The organism is Endozoicomonas sp. Mp262 (genome assembly GCF_025643335.1).
Lineage (GTDB): Bacteria > Pseudomonadota > Gammaproteobacteria > Pseudomonadales > Endozoicomonadaceae > Endonucleibacter.
Genome location: NZ_CP092489.1, coordinates 1,384,293 through 1,407,175, shown reverse-complemented (window position 1 = coordinate 1,407,175; position 22,883 = coordinate 1,384,293). Strand labels below are relative to the sequence as shown.

At 46.1% G+C, this 22,883-nt stretch carries 23 protein-coding genes; 11 read left to right on the top strand and 12 right to left on the bottom strand.

The annotated features are described in order from the left end of the window. Nucleotide 1 precedes the first annotated feature (1 nt). From gshB to ruvX, 7 genes are all read left to right on the top strand, one after another. Nucleotides 2–955: a glutathione synthase gene (gene gshB / locus MJ595_RS06130; RefSeq protein ID WP_263081562.1), complete on the top strand. Its 954-nt coding sequence runs from the start codon at nucleotides 2–4 to the stop codon at nucleotides 953–955. 288 nt (nucleotides 956–1,243) lie between these two features. Continuing rightward, nucleotides 1,244–2,125: an energy transducer TonB gene (locus tag MJ595_RS06125; protein WP_263081561.1), complete on the top strand. Its 882-nt coding sequence runs from the start codon at nucleotides 1,244–1,246 to the stop codon at nucleotides 2,123–2,125. Between the two features lie 403 nt (nucleotides 2,126–2,528). Next, nucleotides 2,529–3,170 carry a hypothetical protein gene (locus tag MJ595_RS06120; RefSeq protein ID WP_263081560.1) on the top strand — a complete coding sequence of 214 codons (642 nt, stop codon included), beginning with the start codon at nucleotides 2,529–2,531 and terminating at the stop codon, nucleotides 3,168–3,170. A 137-nt stretch (nucleotides 3,171–3,307) separates the two neighbouring features. Beyond that, a complete protein-coding gene (locus MJ595_RS06115) occupies nucleotides 3,308–3,649 on the top strand; it encodes a DUF4258 domain-containing protein (protein ID WP_263081559.1) in 342 nt (113 codons plus the stop codon). Continuing rightward, nucleotides 3,646–4,125 carry a helix-turn-helix domain-containing protein gene (locus tag MJ595_RS06110; protein WP_263081558.1) on the top strand — a complete coding sequence of 160 codons (480 nt, stop codon included), beginning with the start codon at nucleotides 3,646–3,648 and terminating at the stop codon, nucleotides 4,123–4,125. Before MJ595_RS06115 ends, MJ595_RS06110 begins: the two co-directional genes overlap by 4 nt. A 153-nt stretch (nucleotides 4,126–4,278) precedes the next feature. Beyond that, nucleotides 4,279–4,851: a YqgE/AlgH family protein gene (locus tag MJ595_RS06105; RefSeq protein WP_263081557.1), complete on the top strand. Its 573-nt coding sequence runs from the start codon at nucleotides 4,279–4,281 to the stop codon at nucleotides 4,849–4,851. A gap of 70 nt (nucleotides 4,852–4,921) precedes the next feature. Then, nucleotides 4,922–5,359 (top strand): Holliday junction resolvase RuvX, encoded by a 438-nt coding sequence (ruvX, locus tag MJ595_RS06100; RefSeq protein WP_263081556.1) that lies wholly within the window; start codon nucleotides 4,922–4,924, stop codon nucleotides 5,357–5,359. Here ruvX and MJ595_RS06095 read toward each other — a convergent pair. Then, nucleotides 5,352–6,389 carry a type IV pilus twitching motility protein PilT gene (locus tag MJ595_RS06095; RefSeq protein WP_263322468.1) on the bottom strand — a complete coding sequence of 346 codons (1,038 nt, stop codon included), beginning with the start codon at nucleotides 6,387–6,389 and terminating at the stop codon, nucleotides 5,352–5,354. The genes ruvX and MJ595_RS06095 overlap by 8 nt on opposite strands. A gap of 167 nt (nucleotides 6,390–6,556) precedes the next feature. Here MJ595_RS06095 and MJ595_RS06090 point away from each other — a divergent pair, with 167 nt between their 5' ends. From MJ595_RS06090 to MJ595_RS06080, 3 genes are read left to right on the top strand one after another with little or no spacing between them, the layout of a single operon-like run. Then, on the top strand, nucleotides 6,557–7,249 hold the full coding sequence (locus tag MJ595_RS06090) for a YggS family pyridoxal phosphate-dependent enzyme (RefSeq protein ID WP_263081555.1): 693 nt from the start codon (nucleotides 6,557–6,559) through the stop codon (nucleotides 7,247–7,249). A gap of 14 nt (nucleotides 7,250–7,263) precedes the next feature. After that, a complete protein-coding gene (gene proC, locus MJ595_RS06085) occupies nucleotides 7,264–8,091 on the top strand; it encodes a pyrroline-5-carboxylate reductase (protein WP_263081554.1) in 828 nt (275 codons plus the stop codon). Between the two features lie 51 nt (nucleotides 8,092–8,142). Beyond that, entirely contained in the window at nucleotides 8,143–8,697 is a 555-nt protein-coding gene (locus tag MJ595_RS06080) for a YggT family protein (RefSeq protein WP_263081553.1), read from the top strand. Between the two features lie 73 nt (nucleotides 8,698–8,770). On the opposite strand, the gene MJ595_RS06075 is transcribed toward MJ595_RS06080, so the two are convergent. The 9 genes from MJ595_RS06075 to MJ595_RS06035 form a co-directional block, all read right to left on the bottom strand. Then, a complete protein-coding gene (locus MJ595_RS06075; protein WP_263081552.1) occupies nucleotides 8,771–9,709 on the bottom strand; it encodes an alpha/beta hydrolase in 939 nt (312 codons plus the stop codon). Continuing rightward, the gene (locus MJ595_RS06070; protein ID WP_263081551.1) at nucleotides 9,690–10,328 is read right to left on the bottom strand and encodes a hypothetical protein; all 639 of its coding nucleotides are present in this window, start codon (nucleotides 10,326–10,328) and stop codon (nucleotides 9,690–9,692) included. Before MJ595_RS06070 ends, MJ595_RS06075 begins: the two co-directional genes overlap by 20 nt. A gap of 379 nt (nucleotides 10,329–10,707) precedes the next feature. Continuing rightward, nucleotides 10,708–11,874, bottom strand: a complete 1,167-nt coding sequence (locus tag MJ595_RS06065; RefSeq protein ID WP_263081550.1) for a phosphoglycerate kinase — start codon at nucleotides 11,872–11,874, stop codon at nucleotides 10,708–10,710. A 238-nt stretch (nucleotides 11,875–12,112) separates the two neighbouring features. Then, nucleotides 12,113–13,129, bottom strand: coding sequence for an erythrose-4-phosphate dehydrogenase (locus MJ595_RS06060; protein ID WP_263081549.1), 1,017 nt, complete (start codon nucleotides 13,127–13,129; stop codon nucleotides 12,113–12,115). Nucleotides 13,130–13,428: 299 nt separating this feature from the next. Then, nucleotides 13,429–14,691 carry a Bcr/CflA family multidrug efflux MFS transporter gene (locus MJ595_RS06055; RefSeq protein WP_263081548.1) on the bottom strand — a complete coding sequence of 421 codons (1,263 nt, stop codon included), beginning with the start codon at nucleotides 14,689–14,691 and terminating at the stop codon, nucleotides 13,429–13,431. A 351-nt stretch (nucleotides 14,692–15,042) separates the two neighbouring features. Then, nucleotides 15,043–15,618 carry a porin family protein gene (locus tag MJ595_RS06050; RefSeq protein ID WP_263081547.1) on the bottom strand — a complete coding sequence of 192 codons (576 nt, stop codon included), beginning with the start codon at nucleotides 15,616–15,618 and terminating at the stop codon, nucleotides 15,043–15,045. A 643-nt stretch (nucleotides 15,619–16,261) separates the two neighbouring features. Beyond that, nucleotides 16,262–16,636 carry a DUF4870 domain-containing protein gene (locus MJ595_RS06045; protein ID WP_263081546.1) on the bottom strand — a complete coding sequence of 125 codons (375 nt, stop codon included), beginning with the start codon at nucleotides 16,634–16,636 and terminating at the stop codon, nucleotides 16,262–16,264. Nucleotides 16,637–16,777: 141 nt separating this feature from the next. Continuing rightward, on the bottom strand, nucleotides 16,778–19,399 hold the full coding sequence (locus MJ595_RS06040) for an autotransporter domain-containing protein (protein WP_263081545.1): 2,622 nt from the start codon (nucleotides 19,397–19,399) through the stop codon (nucleotides 16,778–16,780). 263 nt (nucleotides 19,400–19,662) lie between these two features. Then, a complete protein-coding gene (locus MJ595_RS06035) occupies nucleotides 19,663–20,403 on the bottom strand; it encodes a hypothetical protein (RefSeq protein ID WP_263081544.1) in 741 nt (246 codons plus the stop codon). Between the two features lie 92 nt (nucleotides 20,404–20,495). Here MJ595_RS06035 and panM point away from each other — a divergent pair, with 92 nt between their 5' ends. Next, a complete protein-coding gene (gene panM / locus MJ595_RS06030; RefSeq protein ID WP_263081543.1) occupies nucleotides 20,496–20,930 on the top strand; it encodes an aspartate 1-decarboxylase autocleavage activator PanM in 435 nt (144 codons plus the stop codon). 7 nt (nucleotides 20,931–20,937) lie between these two features. On the opposite strand, the gene hemW is transcribed toward panM, so the two are convergent. Together hemW and MJ595_RS06020 are read right to left on the bottom strand one after the other, a co-directional pair. Beyond that, nucleotides 20,938–22,092, bottom strand: a complete 1,155-nt coding sequence (gene hemW / locus MJ595_RS06025) for a radical SAM family heme chaperone HemW (protein WP_263081542.1) — start codon at nucleotides 22,090–22,092, stop codon at nucleotides 20,938–20,940. Then, nucleotides 22,086–22,691 carry an XTP/dITP diphosphatase gene (locus MJ595_RS06020; RefSeq protein ID WP_263081541.1) on the bottom strand — a complete coding sequence of 202 codons (606 nt, stop codon included), beginning with the start codon at nucleotides 22,689–22,691 and terminating at the stop codon, nucleotides 22,086–22,088. Before MJ595_RS06020 ends, hemW begins: the two co-directional genes overlap by 7 nt. Between the last annotated feature and the right edge of the window lie 192 nt (nucleotides 22,692–22,883).

Genomic DNA, 22,883 nt, shown 5'->3' with positions numbered 1-22,883 from the left:
TATGACCATTAAGCTTGGTATTGTGATGGACCCTATCAGCGCCATCAACTATAAAAAAGACAGCTCGCTGGCAATGCTGCTAGCCGCCAGCAAGAAAGGCTGGAAGCTGTTTTATATGGAGCAGGCTGATCTCTACCAGAGAGATGGCAAAGCCTATGGCAGTATGCAGTCGCTTGCTGTGCAGGCTAATCCGGAAAACTGGTATAGCCTGGGAGAACGTCAGGAAACTGAGCTGGCAGAGCTGGATGTGATCCTGATGCGAAAGGACCCGCCCTTTGATATGGAATTTATCTACAGCACCTATATTCTGGAGCAGGCAGAAGCGGCTGGAACGCTGATCGTTAACAAGCCCCAGAGTATCCGTGACTGCAATGAAAAATACTTTGCCACCCTTTTCCCTCAGTGCACACCACCGGTAATGGTGGCCAGAAGTGCCCGGCTGATTCGTGACTTTATTGAAGAGCATCAGGATGTGGTACTCAAGCCTCTGGATGGTATGGGAGGTGCTTCTATTTTCCGTACGCATCTCCGAGACCCGAACCTGAGCGTTATTATTGAAACCCTGACCAACCATGGCCAGCAACAGGCCATGGTGCAGAAATTTATTCCGGATATTAAAGCCGGTGACAAACGTATCCTGATGATTGATGGTGAACCGGTGCCTTATGCCCTGGCACGGATTCCGGCCAAAGGTGAATTGCGCGGAAACCTGGCAGCAGGTGGCAGCGGTGTAGGGCAGGAACTGTCTGACAAAGATCGCTGGATTGCAGAGCAGGTAGGCCCGGTATTAAAGGAAAAAGGCCTGTTGTTTGTGGGGCTGGATGTCATCGGCGATTACCTGACTGAAATCAACGTCACTTCCCCCACCTGCATCCGGGAACTGGATAACCAGTTTGGCATTAGCATTGCCGATCAGTTGATGGATCGCATAGAAGAAAAGCTGGCTGTTCGTTAGGACTCCCGGTGAGAAAGGGTGTCACAAAAGATATTTTGACTAACCACAAAGGCACAAAGACACGGAGATTTATTGTTTGGAAATATCAAAACTTCGTGCCTCTATGCCTCCGTGGTAAAAAAAGAGAAAAGAATCTAACGGTGTTATATGCAAACAAAATAGGGTTCACGACACTCTCGAAACGCGGAGAGCGAGGTGCGAATTAAATCCGGTTGTTGACACTTGCCAGCACCCGATACATTGATGACAATGTATAATGCCAAGGAAATCAGGCAGTGAATAGATACCATGCCTCAGTCTTCAACTGTTACAAGCCATGACCGCCTCGGGTTCACCCTTTTTATGGCAGCGGCCATTCATGCCCTGATTATATTTGGCATAGGATTCAGTGTTCAGGATAGGCAGAAACCTCCCCAGACCCTTGAAATCACACTGGCCACCTACAAAGCCGAGGAAAAACCGGATAAGGCTGACTATCTGGCACAGCTCAATCAGCAGGGTAGCGGAACCCTGGAAAAAAAAGCACTGCCTTCCACTGATCGTCCTGTGCCTTTCCATGATACTTCAATACGGGATGTGCAAGAGATCAGCACCCCCTCTTCACCACCAGTACAAAAGAGAACAGGTTCTGGCAATCGTGTGGTGACCCAGGGTAATTCTGAAAATAAGCTTCCAGACACAGAAGCACATCAAAAAGCGGTAAAAGAGCCAGTTGATACGGAACCCGCTCCCAGAAAGAAAATTAACCTGAGGGATGAAATTGCCAGCCTTGAAGCCCAGTTTCGCACCGAGCGTCAGGCCTATGCCAAACGCCCCAGAATCAAACGGCTCACTGCCGCTTCAACACTTCAGGAACCCGGTGCCTTTTACAAAGAGTCCTGGCGAAGGAAAGTGGAAAAGGTGGGTAACCTGAATTATCCGGAAGAGGCCAGAAAAGAAAAGCTCTATGGCGAGTTAAGCTTGATGGTCGCCATTAACCGGGACGGCTCTTTACATGATGTGGAAGTGATGCGCTCGTCTGGCTACAAAGTGCTGGATGATGCCGCTATTCGCATTGTACGACTGGCTGCCCCTTTTTCACCCTTTGGCGAAGACCTGAAAAGTTATGATTTGGTAGAGATTATCAGAACCTGGCGCTTTGAACCGGGTGACCAGTTATTCAGCAATTAAATTTAAGAACTATTTTTTTAACGCACATATGGTTATTTGGCATTACACCGTTCAACAACTATCAAAGCAAATATATAGCTAATGTACCATAAATTTCTTTACAGCCGTTATTAAATAATTTTTAACCATATCAATATAAATAGTTACATTAATAGTAGTTATAGATAGTTATATCCTGACTTGGGGATGTTTGCGCCTCTAGCCCTTACAGGCTGTAGCCTGTAAGCGTGCAGTGTTAACTGCGTATTGTGTGATAACCATTCGTGGCGAACCTACGATTCGAGGTACTCTTTTTCTTTTTGTGCAAAAGGCTCAAGAAACTCTCATGGTTTTTTTTGAGGAAAGAAGCTTTTTTCTCTACTAAAAATTAGCAATTAAAGCTTTATTCCTTGTGTAGTTATCCATGAAAAAATCATTTGTTATTTGGTTGTTGTTAGCTGTTTTTTCGCTAAATTTAAATGCCGGATGGCATATAGCTGTTAGCCCAAATAATTTGAAATATGTTTTCTTTTTGCCTTCAGGAATGGAAGAGTCTTGGGCTAAAAGCAATTTATCATTTCAAAATGGAATATATTTTTTCCCTTATACCTTTCCTTCTCATCAACCTGTCGTTAACCAAAATCTATTAGGTTTAACAGGTTCTGCTCTGTTACTAATTAATAACGAACCGTGCCAAGTGTTTGGCCTTAGTTTGCGTGGGGATAACTCTTTTAGTGCAACCTTGTCACCAATTCCGGAATTTTTTTCTAATATTCCTTACCACGTACCGGTGGCGCATCAAGTAACTACTCAAAATTACCCCCCAGTTATCATGCCTAGGCTTATGTCGCAAACTACAACCTCCGCTAGCGGTACATTTGTTATATGTAAAAATTCTGTTTCGCAAAGATGCATAAGACAAGCATGCAATTATTATCACCCTAGAAACCAAAATGAAGTGGTCAAAATAAAAGAGTATTTAAATCAATTAGCGGCTACCGACACGCCAAGAGTTTGTATAGGTCGTTGTTCAGATGAAGCATGCGCTAATCTCCACATAGAATAGCTAAAAGAGTTAGTAGGTTTCTAAAACCTTTGTGCCACATATTCTGTAGAGCAGTTTGGTGGGTGATAGCACAAAGAACGGTGGCTAATAGTGTTATTATCTATCATAATTACAGGTATCAAAATGATAGGTTGTGAATGGACGTAACAAAGCCAAGACCATACAAGGAATTTCCGCTGACCAGACAGTCAGCGAAGAAAATCATCAAGGAACTGGCAAAGAAATACTCGTCAAGAGTGAAGTTTGGAAAGCATGCCAGAGAACGGATGATAGAAAGGAACATCACAAACAGGCAGGTTTTTGAGGTCTTGCGATCCGATCATAGTTTTTTTACTGAAGAGCCGCATCCGACCCCAAAAGGGAACTGGAAATTCAACCTGCAAGGCTTCGCAGCCGGAGCCACAGTAGAGGTGGTGGTTGATCTCAAGCGGCATGACGAAGACCCTACTGCTTTTGTAGTCACGGTGATCGTCAAATGAAATACAAATGGATTATGGGTAAAGAGGATAGGGCTATGCATCATTACGTAGAGTGTGGTCTGTCATACGTATATCTGGAGAATGGCTTCCACATTGAGGTTATTGATGGAGAAGAGTACGTCAGTGTCGATGATGTTGATAGCCTTCATGAAGTGATCGGCAGGGCTTTGGTGGACAAGCCCTCAGCCCTGGATGGAAAAGAAGCTCGTTTCCTTCGGGTGGAAATGAACCTGTCCCAGAAAAGGCTCGGTGAATTACTCAATGTACAGGATCAAAGTGTTGCGCGCTGGGAAAAAAACCAGATAGCCATGCCAAGGGCTGCTGATGTGCTGTTGCGATCACTGTATCTGGAATCTATTAGGCAAGAAAGTCATGTAGGCCATCTGCTGCAAGTATTGGCTGAAAGTGATGCCGAGCTGGCCATTAGGGAACTCACCTTTAGGGAGATTGAAAACCACTGGCAACGAACAGCTTGATGATGGTGGGTGATAGCACAAATGTTAAGGCTGCCTCGGCGGCCTTTTTTTGTTACCCATTCCCAGAGTTCTCTCTTTCCCACCAAGAACCGGATGGATAAAAGAATATTGGTATTATTTGCCAATTATCGGGTTTAAACCAATACTGGCATTATGAGCATCATGTCATTCACCAGTCTGAAAAGTCACTTTCTGATTGCCATGCCCCAGATGGCAGATTCATCTTTTGCGGCATCATTGACGGTAATCTGTGAGCATAGCCCCCAGGGGGCTCTGGGTATTATTGTTAATCGCCCAACCAATCTGAAGCTGGAAGAGATATACCGGCAGGTGGGAATACAACAGCCTGATGCAATGAGCCAGCATGGCGATATTGTTTATTCCGGTGGCCCTGTGGCTGTAGAAAGAGGGTTTGTCCTCAACAGTGGAGAAATGAAATGGGAGTCCTGCCTTTCTATCTGTAAAGGTCTTCAGTTAACCACTTCAAAAGATATTCTGATGGCCATGGCCCAGGAAAAAGGCCCCGCTGACTCCCTGGTTGCCCTGGGTTATGCAGGCTGGGGAGCAGGACAGCTGGAAAAGGAAATAGCAGACAATGCCTGGCTTAATTGCGAGGTTGATCCCGCGATCATTTTTGACACCCCCACCCATCTGCGACTGCATAAAGCGGCATCCTGCCTGGGCATAGACCTGGGGCTGATTTCATCGGATGTCGGACATGGGTGACACGTGAAAACAGCAGGAGTGTAGTACACTGCCCTGAATTCTTTCCATGCCTAAAGGCTGTAAAACTGTAATGAAGATTAATACCCTGCTGGGCTTTGACTTTGGCACTGGCAACATTGGCATTGCTGTGGGGCAGGTGATAACCCGAACAGCATCGGCGCTAAAGCCCCTCAAAGCACGGGATGGCATTCCTGACTGGGATCACATTGCCCAACTGATTGATGAGTGGAAACCGGATGCCGTTGTGGTGGGTATTCCCTTTAATATGGATGGCACCGAGTCAGAAATGTCCAGACGGGCCCGTAAATTTGGCAAGCGTATCCATGGCCGTTTTAATCTTCCCTTCTATGAAGCGGATGAGCGCCTGAGTTCTTTTGAGGCTAAGGACTGGGCCGGAAAACTGGGACATCACGGCCATTACAAGTCGAAGCCTGTGGATGGCATGGCGGCCCAGATTATTCTGGAAAGCTGGCTTAACGATGAAAATAATACAGTAATCATCACCTAAACTTGTCAGGATCTTTGGCTTTATCCCGGGCGGCCTCTGGTGTGATTAACCCTTGCTTGATCAACTTTTCGAGACATTGATCCAGGGTTTGCATGCCCAGAGCCTGGCCGGTCTGAATCGATGAGTACATCTGGGCAATCTTGCCTTCACGGATCAGGTTTCGGATAGCAGAGGTTCCCAGCATAATCTCATGGGCTGCTACCCGGCCACCTCCTTTTTTCTTGAGCAGTGTCTGGGAAATAACCGCTTCCAGGGATTCTGACAGCATGGCCCGAACCATGGCCTTCTCATCGGCAGGGAATACATCAATAATCCGGTCAACGGTTTTTGCTGCCGATGTGGTATGAAGGGTTCCGAAGACCATATGACCGGTTTCCGCCGCCGTTAATGCCAGCCGGATGGTTTCAAGATCCCGCATTTCACCCACCAGGATAATATCAGGGTCTTCCCGCAGGGCTGAACGAAGGGCCTCATTAAAGCCATGGGTATCCCTTTGTACTTCCCGCTGGTTAACCAGGCATTTTTTAGGGGGATGAACAAATTCAATGGGGTCCTCGATGGTGAGTATATGTTCATATTTGGTGTCGTTAATGTAGTCCAGCATCGCGGCCAGGGTGGTACTCTTTCCCGAGCCGGTAGGTCCCGTCACAACAGCCAGGCCCCTCGGTTTTACCGAAATATCCCTGAACACTTGCCCCATACCCAAATCTTCCATGGATAAAATCTTGGTGGGAATGGTTCTGAAAACAGCGCCAGCCCCTCTGGACTGATTGAAAGCATTAACACGAAAACGGGCTATTCCCGGCACTTCAAAGGAAAAGTCCACTTCTAGAAGCTCTTCATAGTCCTTACGCTGCTTGTCGCTCATAATATCGTAAATAAGCCCGTGCACTTCCTTATGATCCATCGCCGGCACATTCACTCGCCTGACATCGCCATCAATCCTGATCATAGGAGGCATACCGGCAGATAGATGCAGATCCGATGCTCCTTGTTTGTTGCTAAATGCAAGCAGTTCAGTAATATCCATCAGAGCCTTTTCCTGTATCCTTTTTGCGATAAGTATCCGGCAAAAACCGTAGTTAGAAAGAGTAACGGGTATTATATCGGCAGTAATACAGGACTCATTGAGTGTACTTGATCGCCTGAACCCAGGCAGCATTGTGCGCCTTTCCCGTTTCAGCCAAGTGAACCCAGATGACCGATTTACAACGTTGTTTTAATGATGTAATTGCCAGAATCCAACAGGCAGAGCATGCCTGTAACCGACAAGGTGACGTTCAGTTGCTTGCGGTGAGCAAAACCAAGCCTGACTCAATGATTCGTGAGGCCTATTCGCTGGGCCAGAAACATTTTGGTGAGAACTACCTTCAGGAAGCGCTGGATAAGATAGCTCAATTGTCGGATTTGACGGATCTTTGCTGGCACTTTATTGGCCCGATACAGTCCAATAAAACCCGGGATATAGCCAGTCATTTTCACTGGGTACACAGTGTTGACCGGCTAAAGATTGCCAGAAGGCTGAGTGAACAGCGTCCCGAAGGGTTACCGCCATTGAATATTTGCCTGCAGGTTAATATTAGTGGTGAAGCCAGTAAATCGGGTATTACACTGGCAGAATTGCCAGATCTTGCCAGGGAAATAGCTAGCCTGCCCGCACTGAAACTTCGGGGTCTAATGGCAATTCCAGCTCCGGAGACTGATCCATCAAAACAGAGAGCGCCTTTTCATACCCTTGCCACTGCATTCAGACAGTTAAACCAGGAATCTGACCTGCAAATGGACACACTGTCCATGGGGATGACCGGCGACCTGGAGGCGGCTATTTATGAAGGGGCTACCATGGTCCGGATTGGCACAGCCCTATTTGGTGCCCGGAACTATTTGTAATCTGAGAGGTTCATATGACAACACCGTCAAAAACCATTGGTTTCATTGGCGCAGGAAACATGGCCCAGTCCATTATAGGGGGCTTGATTAACCAGGGATGGTGCCCAGACCGTATCATAGCCACAGCACCATCAGAATCCACCCGGCAAGAGGTTGGCAATCGGTTTGGCATCAGGACATCCGGGCATAATTCAGATGCCTGTCATGCAGATATTGTCTGCGTATGTGTCAAGCCAGCCCTGGTAAAACCGGTTTTAACCCACCTTACTCCGATTCTGGCAGAAACACAGCCGCTGCTGATCTCTGTAGCGGCAGGAATCTCCATGAGCTGTCTTGAAAGCTGGGGAGACGACTCCCTGGCTATTGTCAGAAGTATGCCTAATACGCCTTCTCTGCTGGGTTTTGGTGCCACCGGGCTATTTGCCAATAACAAGGTGTCTGATAGACAAAAGGCTGAGGTGGAATCCATATTCAATGCCGTAGGCATAAGTGAGTGGGTTGATGAGGAAGCGCTCATTGATGCCGTGATCGCCGTTTCCGGTAGCGGACCCGCTTACTACTTTCTGTTTATGGAGACTATGAAAGCAATGGGATCACAGCTTGGCCTGGCCCCTGAAGTGGCAGAACGGCTGACGTTACAGACAGCCCTGGGAGCCGCCAAAATGGCCTCTGAGGCTAACCTGGATGTTGCAGAGCTACGCAGGCGCGTCTGTTCCCCTGGCGGCACCACAGAACAAGCCGTTCGAACTTTTCAGGAGGGGGGGCTCGATGGCCTGGTTAAAGAAGCTATGGATGCAGCCGTGCAACGTGCGAAAGCAATGGCTGTGGAGCTGGGCAAGTAGTAATCTATTGGAATTCACTAGCCCGGATATTTCATTAATTAGAGGGGTATTATGTCTGCACTGTCATCCAGTTTTAGCTTCCTGATACAGACCCTTGGCGGGTTGTATATCATGGCCGTATTGCTGCGTTTTTTACTACAAATCGTCCGGGCTGATTTTTACAACCCAATCTCCCAGGCCATAGTAAAAGTGACAGCACCTTTGTTAAATCCTATTCGTAAAGTGATTCCGGGGTTTGGAGGTATTGATGCCGCTTCACTCGTGTTGGCACTGGCACTACAGATCGCGCTACTGTATCTGTTGGTAACTATGAAGGGTATTGCCCCTACAGCCATTCCTTTTCCAACCATTTTGATCACTAGCCTCATCAAGCTGGCAGAACACATCCTTGATATTTATATGTTCAGCCTGATTATTATTGCCATTGCCAGCTGGATTGCCCAGGGCAGCTATAATCCGGGATTAATGTTGCTTCACCAGATTACAGAACCGCTATCCAGCCGGGTAAGAAAAGTGATTCCTCCCATTGGCGGGCTGGATCTTTCCCTCATGGTGATCGTCATTATTATTATGATGCTGAAAAACCTGCTAGCCGGACTCATGTAATGATTGAAACACCCAAAAGTCGGAATATTGTTCGGCTTTTGGGGATGACCTTTCTTTCCTCTTCCCTAATTCCTTATAAAAATGATGAAAGCCACTCCATATACTCAGTGCGTGTAGCTTCAAGCTCATTAGGGAGGTGGTGACGGGCTTGTTCCAGATAAAGAACCGTGGCCCCTTTATACAAACGCTTCAGTACCGCAATGTTATGGGTAGCATCAATGGTCTTGTCATGAGTGCCCTGTAATATTAAGGGAGAGACAGGCACTGTCAGCCCCTGTATTTTCTCGATTCTGCGTATCCATCGATCCATGGCATTGACCCATTCCACAGGAAGAATCCTCGGCGCCAGAGGATCCTCCCGGGCAAAGGCCAGAAAGGATTGATCCCGGCAATTATCGGTAAACTTTCTGGGAATCTGCTTAAGGAAAGGACGGGTAAGGTATAGCTGTACCCGACCGAGATTCCATAAATAGGGGCGAACCAGCGGAGCAGAAAGCACCACCTGCTTAAATTTGGGAGGATTAAGTTGGCGACTATGGTTTACCAAATAGTCTGTAATGATTGCACACCCCGTACTTTGTCCATAGACATTCCAGGGTTTGGGTAAGTTGCTTTCACAGTAGTTAAGGATATTTTCCAGCAACAGGCTGTATATGGAAAAGTCCGGTATAGTAGCCGATGGTCCACTTGATAGCCCATGACCTGGCAAATCATAGACGAATACACAGTAATTCTGCTCCAGAAAATACCGGATAATATGCCGGAAAAGACCCGTATGGTCATAATAGCCATGTAACAGGAAAAAAGTGCCTTTGGGCTTTGCCGGTTGGTAGCTATGACAGGCCAGCCGATAGTGGCCACTGTCTATATAGCCAAACTGGTGAGAGATCCCTGGTATCTGAGTCTCAAGACCCAGTCCGTAATAGTGATTGTAGGCCTGGTGCTCCGGCAACATTGAGCGCCCTGAGAAATCCAGGGCTGGCATTGATTCTTTAGTGGCCTTGATATCCATCGGCTTTTTTCAGGTCTTTCAGCTTTACCGTTAATTTCCTGGGAGGTCTTGTGTGCTTTTCTTCAACTGTACCATCGATACTGCGCTGCTGCTTGATATATTCAATGAGGATAACCCCACGGTCTACACTGATTCCTTTTATAAAGGTGGCCTTAAGGTGATCAAATAAGGGGTTGCAGACCGTGACCACATCACCGGTGTGAAAAACCGCATCGCTATCCCGGGACTGTTCCAGGAATACCACCATTTCCTTAATCTGGGAAATAATGTTCTCGCCATTAGGTATGGGCTGGGGTAAAAGCTCTTTTAGTTCATTACCACTGTTTGCCGGAAGTCTTCCATCTTCCAGTAGCCTGCGACTGACTTGATTAAACTGAACGACAGTTGACACGCCTCTTGTTGAGCGAATCAGGTAATACCGGTCAAGGTCTTTAAGATCCAGATACAGAAAAAGGTAACCGGGAAATAGAACCTCTTCTTTTATTACTTTTCCTTTTTCTTGCCGCTTTATGATGGGGCAAAATGCGTCAAAACCCTGATTTTCAAGATTTTCATAAGCTCGCTGTTCTTGTTTTGTCCTGGCTTTAAGCAGATACCAGCCTTCTTTCATACGCGACATACTATATCCCTGAATATTCCATTCTTAGTACTTTTAAGCCACAGAGGTTACATGAATATAAAACAGGTCACTTCAACGTGCAGAGTCATGCAACAAATACTACCTTCCCTTGCTACAGTAATACTGTTGTCATCAGTCGGGTAAGCAACATTCGGGTTTGCTTTTTTCTTATAATCTATGCTGGTCTGTTACTACAGAAAACAGGCACTAACTAGTGCTATTTTAAACACAATACCCGTGATTTTCAGTATAAATAAAAACTAATGATATAAACAGTCGGGCATGAAAAGTCTTTTGTCGTATAAATAGAAAAAGAGAAGGCTATTGATTTTTTATTATTCAGCAAAGCAGCGCAAATCGCCGCTTTGCTGGTAAGCCACTATTTTGCAGCGGCTTCTTTCAACATTGCCACGGCAGGAAGGGTTTTTCCTTCAACAAACTCAAGGAAAGCACCGCCACCGGTGGAAATATAGGATACTTTTTCCTTGATGCCGTATTTATCAATGGCAGCCAGGGTATCACCACCACCGGCGATAGAGAATGCGGAAGATTCTGCAATCGCCATGGCAAGGGACTTGGTTCCTTCACCAAACTGATCAAACTCAAATACCCCCACAGGGCCATTCCAGAGAATAGTTTTAGCGCTTTTCAGAACTTCAGCGAACAGTTTTTGAGTTTCCGGGCCAACATCAAAAATCATATCGTCATCACAGACTTCATCCACAGTCTTGATAACCGCTGGCTCATTTTCGTCGAACTTCTTGCCGCAGATCACATCCACAGGCATAGGTACATTAACCTTTTCCATCAGCGCCTTGGCTTGGGGAATCAGGTCTTGCTCATACAGGGACTTGCCTACATTTTTACCCGCCGCTGCCAGGAAGGTGTTGGCAATGCCACCACCAACAATCAGCTGGTCGCAGATTTCGGACAGGGATTCCAGTACTGTCAGCTTAGTGGAAACCTTGGAGCCACCAACAATGGCAGTCATCGGACGGGCTGGCTCACCCAGGGCCTTGCCCAGTGCATCCAGTTCTCCTGACAGCAGTGGACCGGAGCAGGCAACAGCCGCAAATTTACCAACACCGTGGGTGGAAGCCTGGGCACGGTGCGCGGTGCCAAAGGCGTCCATTACATAAACGTCACACAGGGCTGCCATTTTGCAGGACAGCGCTTCATTATCCTTTTTCTCGCCCTTGTTAAAGCGGACATTTTCCAGGATAACCAGCTCGCCTTCTGCAACCTCGAAACCACCATCAACCCAGTCTTTAACCAGTCGAACTTCTTTACCCAGCAAATCACTGATGTAATCGGCCACAGGCTTCAGGGAAAACTGCTCATCATACTCGCCTTCTGTAGGACGACCCAGGTGAGAGGTAGCCATCACTCTGGCACCGGCTTCAAGAGCAAGTTTGATGGTGGGCAGGGATGCCAGAATGCGGGCATCGCTGGTAACTTTACCGTCCTTGACCGGAACATTCAGGTCTTCGCGAATCAGCACGCGTTTTCCGGACAGATCCAGATCGGTCATTTTCAGTACGTTCATGATTTTTCCTTCGTCGAAAGTGACAGGAATGGACCGATAGCTGAACCCGGGAAGTACATTTAAATGGAGTACTAGGTACAGCCTGGCCTTAAAAATGTTCGGGACAATAGCACAAAATAATCCTGGCTGGTACGTACAAATCTCATCCAGTGATTTGGATCAAACCGGTTTTCAATGGATCACGAGGGGTAACGTATAACTGGTTTTTATTGTTGTCTTTTGAAATGGAAAACCCATCTCAATAGAGGCTTAACCAGCAATGGGCAACATCCAGCATTCTATTGGCAAAGGCCCATTCATTATCAAACCAGCAGAGTACTTTCACCAGTTTTCCAGAGGTCACCCGGGTCTGGGTCGCATCCACCACACAGGAACGGGCATCGTGATTAAAATCCATTGATGCGTGGGGTTCATAGGTTAGCCCGATAATCCCTTCCAGCCGTCCCCGGGTGGCTTGCTGCAGTACATGGTTAACTTGCTGTTCGGTGGTCTGTGCCTTTACATGAACGCATAAGTCCATGCAGGAGACGTTAATGGTGGGCACCCGCATGGATGTGGCTTTAAAGCACCCCGTTAGCTCTGGTAACAGGCGGTCTATCCCCTTGGGCAGCCCGGTATCAACAGGAATTATGGATTGCAGGGCACTTCTCGTGAGCCTGAGATCATTCTGGTTATAGGCATCAATCACCGGTTGGTCATTCATGGCAGAATGGATCGTAGTGATGGAGCCATACTCTATTTCAAAGGCTTCATGCAGGGCCTTGATAACCGGCACAATACAATTGGTTGTGCAGGAGGCTGCTGAAACAATGGTATGTTCAGCGGATAATCGTTCTTCATTGACGCCATAAACAATAGTGGCATCCACATCAGGCTGGGCAGGCTGTGAAAAAAGTAACCTTGGCGCTCCGCTTTCCAGATGCAACTCTGCCGTTCTGCGATCCTTAAATGAACCCGAACACTCTAACAGCAGGTCGATATTCATGCTTTTCCAGTCAAGCGCCTCAGGATTTTGCTGGTTAAACACCCTGATATAATCGTCGCTAACCCGGAGGTGTTCATTCTGGCTTTCAACTCTGGCTGGAAAACGCCCGTGGGACGTGTCATACCGGGTGAGATAAGTGAGGGTTTCAAGGTCAGAGAGTTCATTAATAGCCACCACTTCAAAGCTATTCCTGTAACTATTTTCGTACAGTGCCCTGAGCACGCATTGGCCAATCCGGCCATAGCCGTTGATAGCAAGCCTGAAACTCATTAATAACTCCCTGAAACAACCTGGGGGCGATAACGTTGCGGAATCCTCTCGTTCCTGGCGTCCTCGCTGGGAATGCATACGGATGTTTCCACCTAATACCGGGATTACGGCCTGGGGAGGTATGCATTCCCAGGCAGGAGCCTGGGAACCAGTCTAACCATGTTCGGGGGGAAATGGTAATAACAATTACTGCGTTTAACTATGGTTTCTGTCACTTATTTGTGTCGCTCCAGGAAAAATACTTCTTCATATAAAAGAAAACCGGCCAGCAGGCCGGTGTGGTATTCACTATACCAGGTTCAGGCAGAGGCTCCCCGGTTAACCGGATTACCTGACCCGGTTAACTCTGTTAGCTCTTCCGCAGTGACTCCCTGATTCCTGGTAAGCAGTAAAGAGCTTACAGAGAGCAGGCCACAACCTGCCATCACCAGAGCCATGGACATTGCAGTGCCATCTTGCAGAAACCCTACGGCAACAGACGACAATCCTCCTATAGAAAAACGCAGGGCACCAGCCAGGGCATTGGCTGTACCGGCTGTTTTTGGAAAGTGAGCCAGGGCCAGGGCATTGGAATTCGGGCCGGTAAGTCCCATACAGGCCACAAATGCCATGACTGGCAAGACTATTCCAAACAGACCACCAAAGCCTGTTTTAGCATTAAAAAGCAGCGTCAGTGATGCAACGGCGGCAATAACACTGCCTGTTTTTAAAATAGTAAACAGCTGTAGCCTGCCAATCAGGCGCATATTGACCATATTCATTATGGCCATAGAGATGATATTCAGGGAAAACAGCAGGCCATAGTTCTCAGGTTTGACACCGAACAGCTCGATGTAGATGAAGGGAGAACCGGAAATAAAGGCAAACATGCCACCAAAAAAGAAACCATGGCATAGAATGCAACCCATAGCCTCCCTGTTTTTCAAAATATCGAGGTAGTTCCAGACCAGTTCTCCGCCTGAAGTCCTCGAGCGTTTCTCCAGGGGCAGGGTTTCACTGATGCGGGATAAAGCCAGGATGAATCCCAGCACGGCTATTCCCGCCAGAAATAGAAATAATGTTTGCCACCCCCAGAACTTGAGTATTTGACCGCCTAATATGGGAGCCACCAGCGGGGCAACAGTCATAACCATCAGGATCGAGGAAAGTGCCTTAGCGCTTTCTTCCCTGGGGAAGAGATCCCGCACCATTGCGGGAATGGTGACCATAATAGCCGCTCCAGCCATCGCCTGAAGAATACGAACCATAATCAGCTGGTTGGCATTAGTGCAGGTAGCCGCTAACAGGCTGGTGAGCATATAAAAAATAATTCCTGGCAACATCACCTTTTGACGACCAAAGCGATCCGACAAAGGCCCATAGATAAGTTGACCAAGGGCAAAACCTACGGTGTAGGCACTGAGGGTAAACTGTATTTTATGGAGAGGCTCACCCATATCACTGGCAATGGCCGGAAGTGCAGGCAGATACAGATCAATGGCCATGGGGCCAAGGGTAGTGAGAGCACCCAAAGTTAATATCAGGAGAAAGCGTTCACTCCTTTGTGTTATATCTATTGTCATATAAAACCCTATTTATTTAGTAGTTATATGTCGTTTAATGCTCCTTGTACCTGATATCTATCTCCCTTGGTGGGATATGACTTATCCGGAAAATACATCTTCAAAGCGGCTGTTAAATACAGAGACATTCGTCGTTTAGAAGACGTTGGATATTCAGTTTTTCGAGGGGGAAATGCTTAGGCTCAAGTGCGATATGCAATACCTGTAGGATCAGGAGAGCCAAGGAGAAGACGTAATGTCTTAGGTCATAAAGCAACTAGATAATGTTGCCATTAAAACTGAAGGGAATAAATAGGGTTTGACCACATTTACAGAATGTAGAAAAAAGGCTGCGTATAGCAGCCTTTTAACTTAGAACTTGTAGGATACGGCCAGATATGGAGTCTTAGAGTCTTTCACTTTTACTTCAGAAATGTTGGAGAAATCAAGCTTGTTATCAAGTTTCAGATAGCGGTATCCTAGCTCAACATCAAACTGTCCAAACTGACCAACAACACCCGCCTGTGCGCCATAAGCCAGAGCCCAGTTTGATTCAGATGTATAATCAGTTTTGATTTCAGCCCAGTTTGCTCCCAGTGTTGCACCGATAAATGGTTTTACCGGGTAGCCAGTATCAAGGACATAGTCCGCAGATGCAGTAAGCTGGCGAGTTGTAAGCTTACCCCCATCTTCATCTTTTTGCGCCTGATTCAGGTTTCCATAAATCCGGATACTGTCATTGATATAAGAACCGACCCGGATGCCATATTGATTGGCTTTTTCATAGTCACTGGTAATTTTTGTCTGAGAACCGAATGTCAGGGTTGTCTCCCCATCAATCTTAGCCTTACCAAACTCAGCACCAACAAACATGCCATTATCAGCCATAACGGAGGAAGCGCTGGTGGCTGCGATAGTCATGGCAGCAACTGCAAGCAGTTTTTTCATTAAAAACTCCAATAATTTTTTGGTTTTAGTTTCGACATGCGCCCAGAGTTTTATTGTTAGCCCTGGGTCACATTGACTGGATAGCCCTTTTTCTAGCCCCACAGGCCAGGCAAGTATCTTCCAGCGTGAATTCAGTGAGCATATTTTGAGGCGTGAAGTATATAGAGCTGAATCTAAATGAAAGCTTACATTGGGGACATTCCTCCCGCTCCCAGCGTCCTGAGGGTGTCGCGAAAGTGATTGTTATTAACCACGGAGACACAAAGACACGGAGATTTCCTCTCGTTCCCAGCGTCCTCGCTGGGAATGCATACGGATACCTCTGACCGTTACGGCTTAGAGAGATATGCATTCCCAGGCTGGAGAGGGTGTCGCAAAAGTATGCTTTGTTTTAACCACAAAGACACAGAGGCACAAAGTTTTCTTGTTTTGGCCCTTATCAGGAGCAAAAATGATACAAACAACGCTTTTCTCTGTGTCTTTGTGTCTCCGTGGTTAATAAAAATAACTTTTGCGACAGTCTCGGGAGCCTGGGAACGAGAGGAATGAGAAAAATATTAATAGCCTGCCCAGTCAGGGAAGCTGTTTTTAAAGCGCACCTTGCCCAGCTCCAGCAAATTGCTGGTTTTCTAGCAAGGCGCGTCTAGTTAACCAGCCTGAAAATCAATGGATATTGATAGTACTTACCCCGACTGGCGACAATGGCAGCCCGTACCATCAAGACAAGCACAATAATCGTTACAACAGGAACCAGAGGTAGCAACAAAAAACCTACCAAGATCATTTTTAACGCTATCCACAAAGCAACAACTAAAGCGACTGTAATTTGAAAGTTAAGTTCCTCCCTGGCGTGATGATCAAGAAAAGGGGATTTATCCCTTTTCATAAACCAGATTACCAGGGGAATGGCTATATTCATGCCAGGAATCATAAAACCCAGAAAGGGTAACAGATGCACCAGCATCGCCAGGTTTTTTTCATCTCTATCCGGCTTATGCTCAGGTATAATGTCATTCATTATCAAACCACAATGCCTCACTGAAACAACCCTATTATTCTTATTAATATGGCATTTTTCAGCCATCAAGTCTCAGGAGGATGGGAAGGAGAGAGCCACTGAGTTCATGATAAAGCCTCAACAGCCCCTGCATATCGATCATTAAAAGGCGTATCTCATCTCAACAAAGTAATTATTACTTACATAACCTGATTTCTGATTTCGCTCATATCCCGTAGCAAAGCTCATATTATCAGCATGATGGTATTTCAAGTTAAATGTAGCGGTATAACTGTCTTTTTTAGGCGTAACTCCCTGCACCGCGAAATAGTTTCCTCCTACCAGGTAGCGAGAAACATTCTCTGGTGTATCCCTCTTTAAATCATGCCAGGCCATTACACTTAAAGAAGGCTCAAGGGTTCCTTTATCCAGTAAAAAGGTACGACTCACTGCAATACCTGCCCCCAACTCCACTTTCCTGACCACATCTCCCCGAACAGATTGCGCAAACCCCGTATCATAGCTATCTTTTTCTCTATAGCCCTCGTTACTAAACCTCGAAAAAGAAAATCCCAACAGGGGTTCAATAGTAATATTCTTATAGAGTGCATTGTATCCAACTAACAACTTTAACCCTAAATGCTTGCTTTTAAAATCCGCAAGGATGGGGGTATTAATAATGCCATCTATATATCGAGTCCGGTCATGATGCCCCCAGCCAACATTCAATACGCCATCAACAAACCAATTTTGCCAATTTAAAGAACTATATAATCCAAGCTGATAGTTTTCTACATTGCTACGATCACTGGAGCGATGTTTAAATACATCTACCATTGCACGAGTAAAGGCACTTCCAACAGTTAAGCCAATGCTATTAAACTGAAACTGCTTATCAGCCCCCAAACTAATGCCTGTCACTTCTGCATCAAATCCTTTCAACTCAATATTATCCGAATTCCTGGTGTTATCCTGTGATGCATCAGATGACATCACCTTGACCCAAAAGCCTCTCTCTGTATCTTCATCTCCATAGGAAATGGAACTGTATGCATCCCTTTGGCTATCCAGTCGTTTTAATACAATAGCCATCGTTTCTTGTTGCACAAGGCTATTAACCTGCTGGGATGAATTGTTCACAGCGCTTTCTTGCAATAGGTTATTCAATTGCTCTACATCATCATAAGGAGCGATGATATCGAATAATCTTGTTGAGTTTTTAGTGGCTTCAATAAAATTTTTAAAGTGGATGGATTTCGGCAAAATATCATCTGTTTGTCTTCGAGAGACTGTTGCTGTCAACGTATTACCATCTATTGCTTTAGTCACCTGTAGCAAAAGACTCGACTCCATTGTTGAACCATTATCTACTAATGTCCCGGAACTGAGTACTTTGTAGACCTCACCATTGAGTTTACTATCATCAAAATAAATGTCCGTGGTGGGAATAACCAGAACAGTACTACCTGGAGACAGGGTTGTTGTTCCGGATACAGTGAGGGCAGGCGAGGTAATAGAGTCTTCATCAATATCCAGCTCCAATACACCTGTATTGGTAACATCACCCGTTATAGAAGATTGTCTGCCTGATGAAAAAACTCCCTGGTTATCAAGGTTTATCCGTCCTGAAATTTTCCCCTGCAATAAGCCAAGAGGTCTATTTAATACTTCAAGATCATGATCAGCATTATCATTTTTAATGGAATAGCCACCAATAATAGCTCCATCATTGTCCACACCATCGCTAATCAATCCCGCCGTACCCAATGCATCTGCCGGGTTAGCCCCTATATAAATCGCTGCTTTATCTGGATCATGGGTAATAATTCTTGATCCTGCCTCATTTATAATGCCACCACTAAATGACGCATTGGTAATTTCGATGGCATGACCTGTTTCAGTTTCCATACTGCCCCAGTTCTTATTTTCAATACCACCACCAAATCGGGCAAATGAGTCACCCGCCGTTTCATCACCACTGATTTTAATAACGCCACTGGTTCCCGATAAACTTCCTGTATTAATTATCTCGCCATCAAAAGAACTGGCATCATTAATCCAAATGGCAGACCCCTTACTACTCCAGGAACCATGATTTTCAATGTTGCCCACCAGATGACCCAATTGAACTGACAACCCGGAGCTACCTGATGTCTCAATCGTCCCCTTATTGATAAAGCTGCCATCAAGATCCCCCTCAAAAATTCTCAGTGCCGCGTATCCTTTAATTGTTCCATGGCGCTCATTAGTAAAATCTCCTACAACAGTAGTACCATTTGGATTATCCGGTGAAATAGATATGGCTTCAGAGTCCCGACTGTATAAATAGCCACTATTTGAAATGCTGGCTCTTGCAGATTGGCCAAATCTTATGGGAGACCCCAGTCCGGCGAGTACCTGTATACTACCTCCGGAGGCTATATTGAGGTCTATATCAGGGTTATACTGGTCATAGTAAAGGATTCCGCTGGTGTTTAAGCCTTTATTAACAACCAAGTTTCCATCAATATTTAGCGTCCCTGACGTTCTGAAAACATAGTTTTTTATACCTCTTGTCACCATGACTGAACTTAGTGTTAGCATGCTCACATCACTGGCAGACTCGTTATAGTACGTGCCAGAAGAAATGGTAACATTGCCCACATTATTGGGGAAAACAACGGTATCAGCAGAAACAGACTTGGCAATGGCAAGGCTTAATAAGCTAAGTGAAAATTGGTTCTTTAAACTATGAGCAGGCATTGTTGAATTCCCTCCCGGCCATCCTATCTTCCTGATATCCATAAAATAAACAGCCTCTAAGGCATATCTACCACTTTTATCTTTTCTTAACTGTAAATATTAAAATTATTTTGGCGTCCAGGCCGTAACCCGCTATCAATTGGAGACATCCCTATGCATTCCCAGCGAGGAGAGGGTATCGAGAAACCCTCAGGGTGCCGGGAATGAGAAAACGAGAAACATCAAACTACGGTTCTCTAACCGGGTGTGGTTTAGCCACGAAACCGCTGGTTTTGGCTGAGCACACGAGCAAACGTCAACAGCCCCTAATGCGCCCTAATATTCTCATAAAGATTGCCTTCCAACTGCTCAAGCAGTTTATCCACTTCTTTAAAGCGGATCTGAACAGGCTTTCCTCCCACCGGGCGAGCGCGGTCATTACTCCAGTGTACAGACCAGCCATCAGTCATCCTGATACACTGCCTTGAGAAGTCAGGTAATTGGAAGCGTTCACCCTGTTCAATGCACCCCGTTAGAAACTCATCAACCCGGGACTGTAATATTGGGTAGTTGGCAGCGGGCTTGTTTAACTGTTTTGACTGAACCTGATATATCCAAAACTGGCCTTTTTCCGGTATGGACATACCAGTCATTGATTGCAATTGCTCTCGCGACACCAAAACCCGGCATTGCTTGTGCTCTTTTCTATCCATTCCCTTTATTATGCTGGGAGAAACAGACAACAATATGCCATTAAACTGTTTACCTTTAGCCGCTGTAATTGCCAGACTGGTGTCCTTTACATCACCAGGCTTGCTACGAGCAATCCAGCCACGTTGAAAGTCATTAACCATGATGGGCAAAAGTTTGACTCCAGTAGCACCTTCAAGCCGGGATCGTCTTGTTGCCTCATAGAAAAGACCACCAAACCCAATGACATACTGGGGTAGGCTTTCATCAACCCTGGGGAAACACACTTCTTCCCTGGTCTCGGTACAACTGGCAACAAGCAATACACCTGCAATGACTGGCAAGCAGCGTTGAATAATGGCTGTTATAATCTGCATAATCATTCTCCGGCCTTATTTTAAGGTCTTTCCCAATAACTCGATTAATAATAGCCCTCTCCTGAATTTTTGATTGTGAAGTAGAGACCATCATGCCTGTTACTGTTGAAGAAGTGCGCCAGCCATCCGATCAGGATCTGGAAGACTTGCAAAAAATCTACGAGGATGCTCCCAGCTGGATGCTTGAAGACTGGCCGTCTTCCTCTCACCAGCAGGCTATTAAAAGACTGATAGAGTCAACCCGGAAAGATAAGGCACATAAACTCTTTGCAGCCCGTTTTAACAACCGCTTATTAGGTGCAATAATGGTGGATGAAGCACCGGATTACTGGCTGCTTCATGGTCTTTGTGTAAGGAATCTGACCCGTAGTCGGGGTGTGGGTGGCCGACTGCTTGAGCAGGTGGTGAATAAAGCAAGGGAATCAGGAAAGCGTATCCAGCTTCACGATCCCCAAAGGCAACTGCGTCATGAACAGTTACAAAGCACCATCGGTGACTATGAATTAACAGCCCGGATAGACACCTGAGCGAAAATCAGGCGAAAAGTTCCAGCAGGTCATTTAAAAACAGGCGCCCCTGTTCAGTAGGTGCCAGCCTCTTTTCTTTAACCATAAGCCCTTTCTGAACAGCCTCACTTAAGCCCTTATTAATAGAAGACAGCGGCTGCCCCGTTCTCTTTTCATACAAGCTGGCATCAACTCCATGGTAAAGCCTCAGGGCATTCATCATAAATTCCAGCGGAATTTCACTGGCTTCCAATGTTCTTAAACCAGCCTGAAATGCCTTCCCGGCAGACAGGTAATCCTGGGGCATACGGGTTTTCCAGTTTCTGGAAATATCACCGGTACGTGCACAGGCCCACTTGCCATGGGCACCGGCACCAATCCCGATATAATCACCAAACTGCCAGTAATTCAGATTATGGCGGGCCTGTTTTCCGGGAAGGCTATAGGCTGAAATTTCATACTGCCTATAGCCGGAATCAGCTAATAGCTGCTGGCCTGACTCCTGAATAGACCACAAAATATCATCTTCAGGAATGGCGGGGGGTTTGGAATAAAAAACCGTATTGGGTTCAATGGTCAACTGATACCAGGATATATGCGTTGGTTTCAGACTGATCGCCATTTTCAGGTCATTAAGCGCATCATCCCTGGACTGATCGGGTAATCCATGCATCAAGTCAATATTAAAATTAACCTGACTATTATTTTCCTGCTGCAATGAAGAAATAGCTTCAACCGCCTCTTCTGCACTATGAATACGGCCCAGTGCCTTCAGCTTATTATTCTGAAAACTTTGCACGCCAAGAGAAAGTCTGTTAACTCCTGCATCAAAATAACCCTGAAAACGTCCATGCTCATAAGTCCCCGGGTTGGCTTCCAGGGTAATTTCAATTTCACTGGAAAAAGGAATCATTCCTTTTAACCCATCAAACAATCGCTGATACCCCTGGGGCGAAAGCAAGCTGGGGGTGCCACCACCAATAAAAATGGTCTGTAATTCACGCCCCTGTACTTTGGGTAGTTCAAGCTGAAAGTCTTTTAGTAAAGCTTCAATATACTGTCCCTCAGGAATACCATCCGGCCCTTTGGCATGGGAGTTAAAATCACAGTATGGACACTTCCTGATGCACCAGGGCACATGGATATACAGACTGAGTGGAGGTAAAGAAAGCGGACTTAACAAAATGACTTCAACCTTTCTGCCAATACCTGCAAGGCACGGGCTCTGTGACTCAATTGGTTTTTCTTACCCGCAGGCAGCTCTGCAGCAGAACAGTGCTCAGAAGGCACAAAAAACAGGGGGTCATAGCCAAAGCCATGCTCTCCCCGAGGCTCTTCGAGGATAAAACCCTCCCAGGTTCCCTGGCAAATAATAGGGGTCGGATCATCGGCATGTCTCAGAAAAACCAGAAGACACTGAAAACGCGCCGTGCGGTTTTCCGTGGCAACACCCGATAAATTACGGAGTAACTGTTCATTGTTATCCGCATCAGATGAGGCTTCACCAGCATAGCGGGCAGAATAGATGCCTGGCTCACCATTTAGAGCATCCACTTCCAGGCCAGAGTCATCTGCAATCACCGGCAGCCCTGATATTCTAGCAGCATGGCGAGCTTTTAGAATGGCATTTTCAACAAAAGTGAGTCCTGTCTCCTCAACAGAGTCCACCTCAAAGTCACTTTGAGGAAGCATGGTAATATCCATGGCTCCCAGCATCTGCTGAAATTCGTTTAACTTGCCCCGGTTGCCACTGGCAAGGACTATCTTTGTAATAGTCTGCATTGCTTTTCCTGTCATGGTAGGACTGCCTTAAAAAGGGTTTATTTTGCCCGAATCTTGCTGAAGATTATACCAGCCAGGGATTCCGTATCTATTACGGATATAACCAGCTGGACAAGGAACGGCAGTGTTTTGACTTTAATTTGCTGGCCACTGTAGTGTTGAAATACAGTTAAAGAATGATTTTTTTAATCA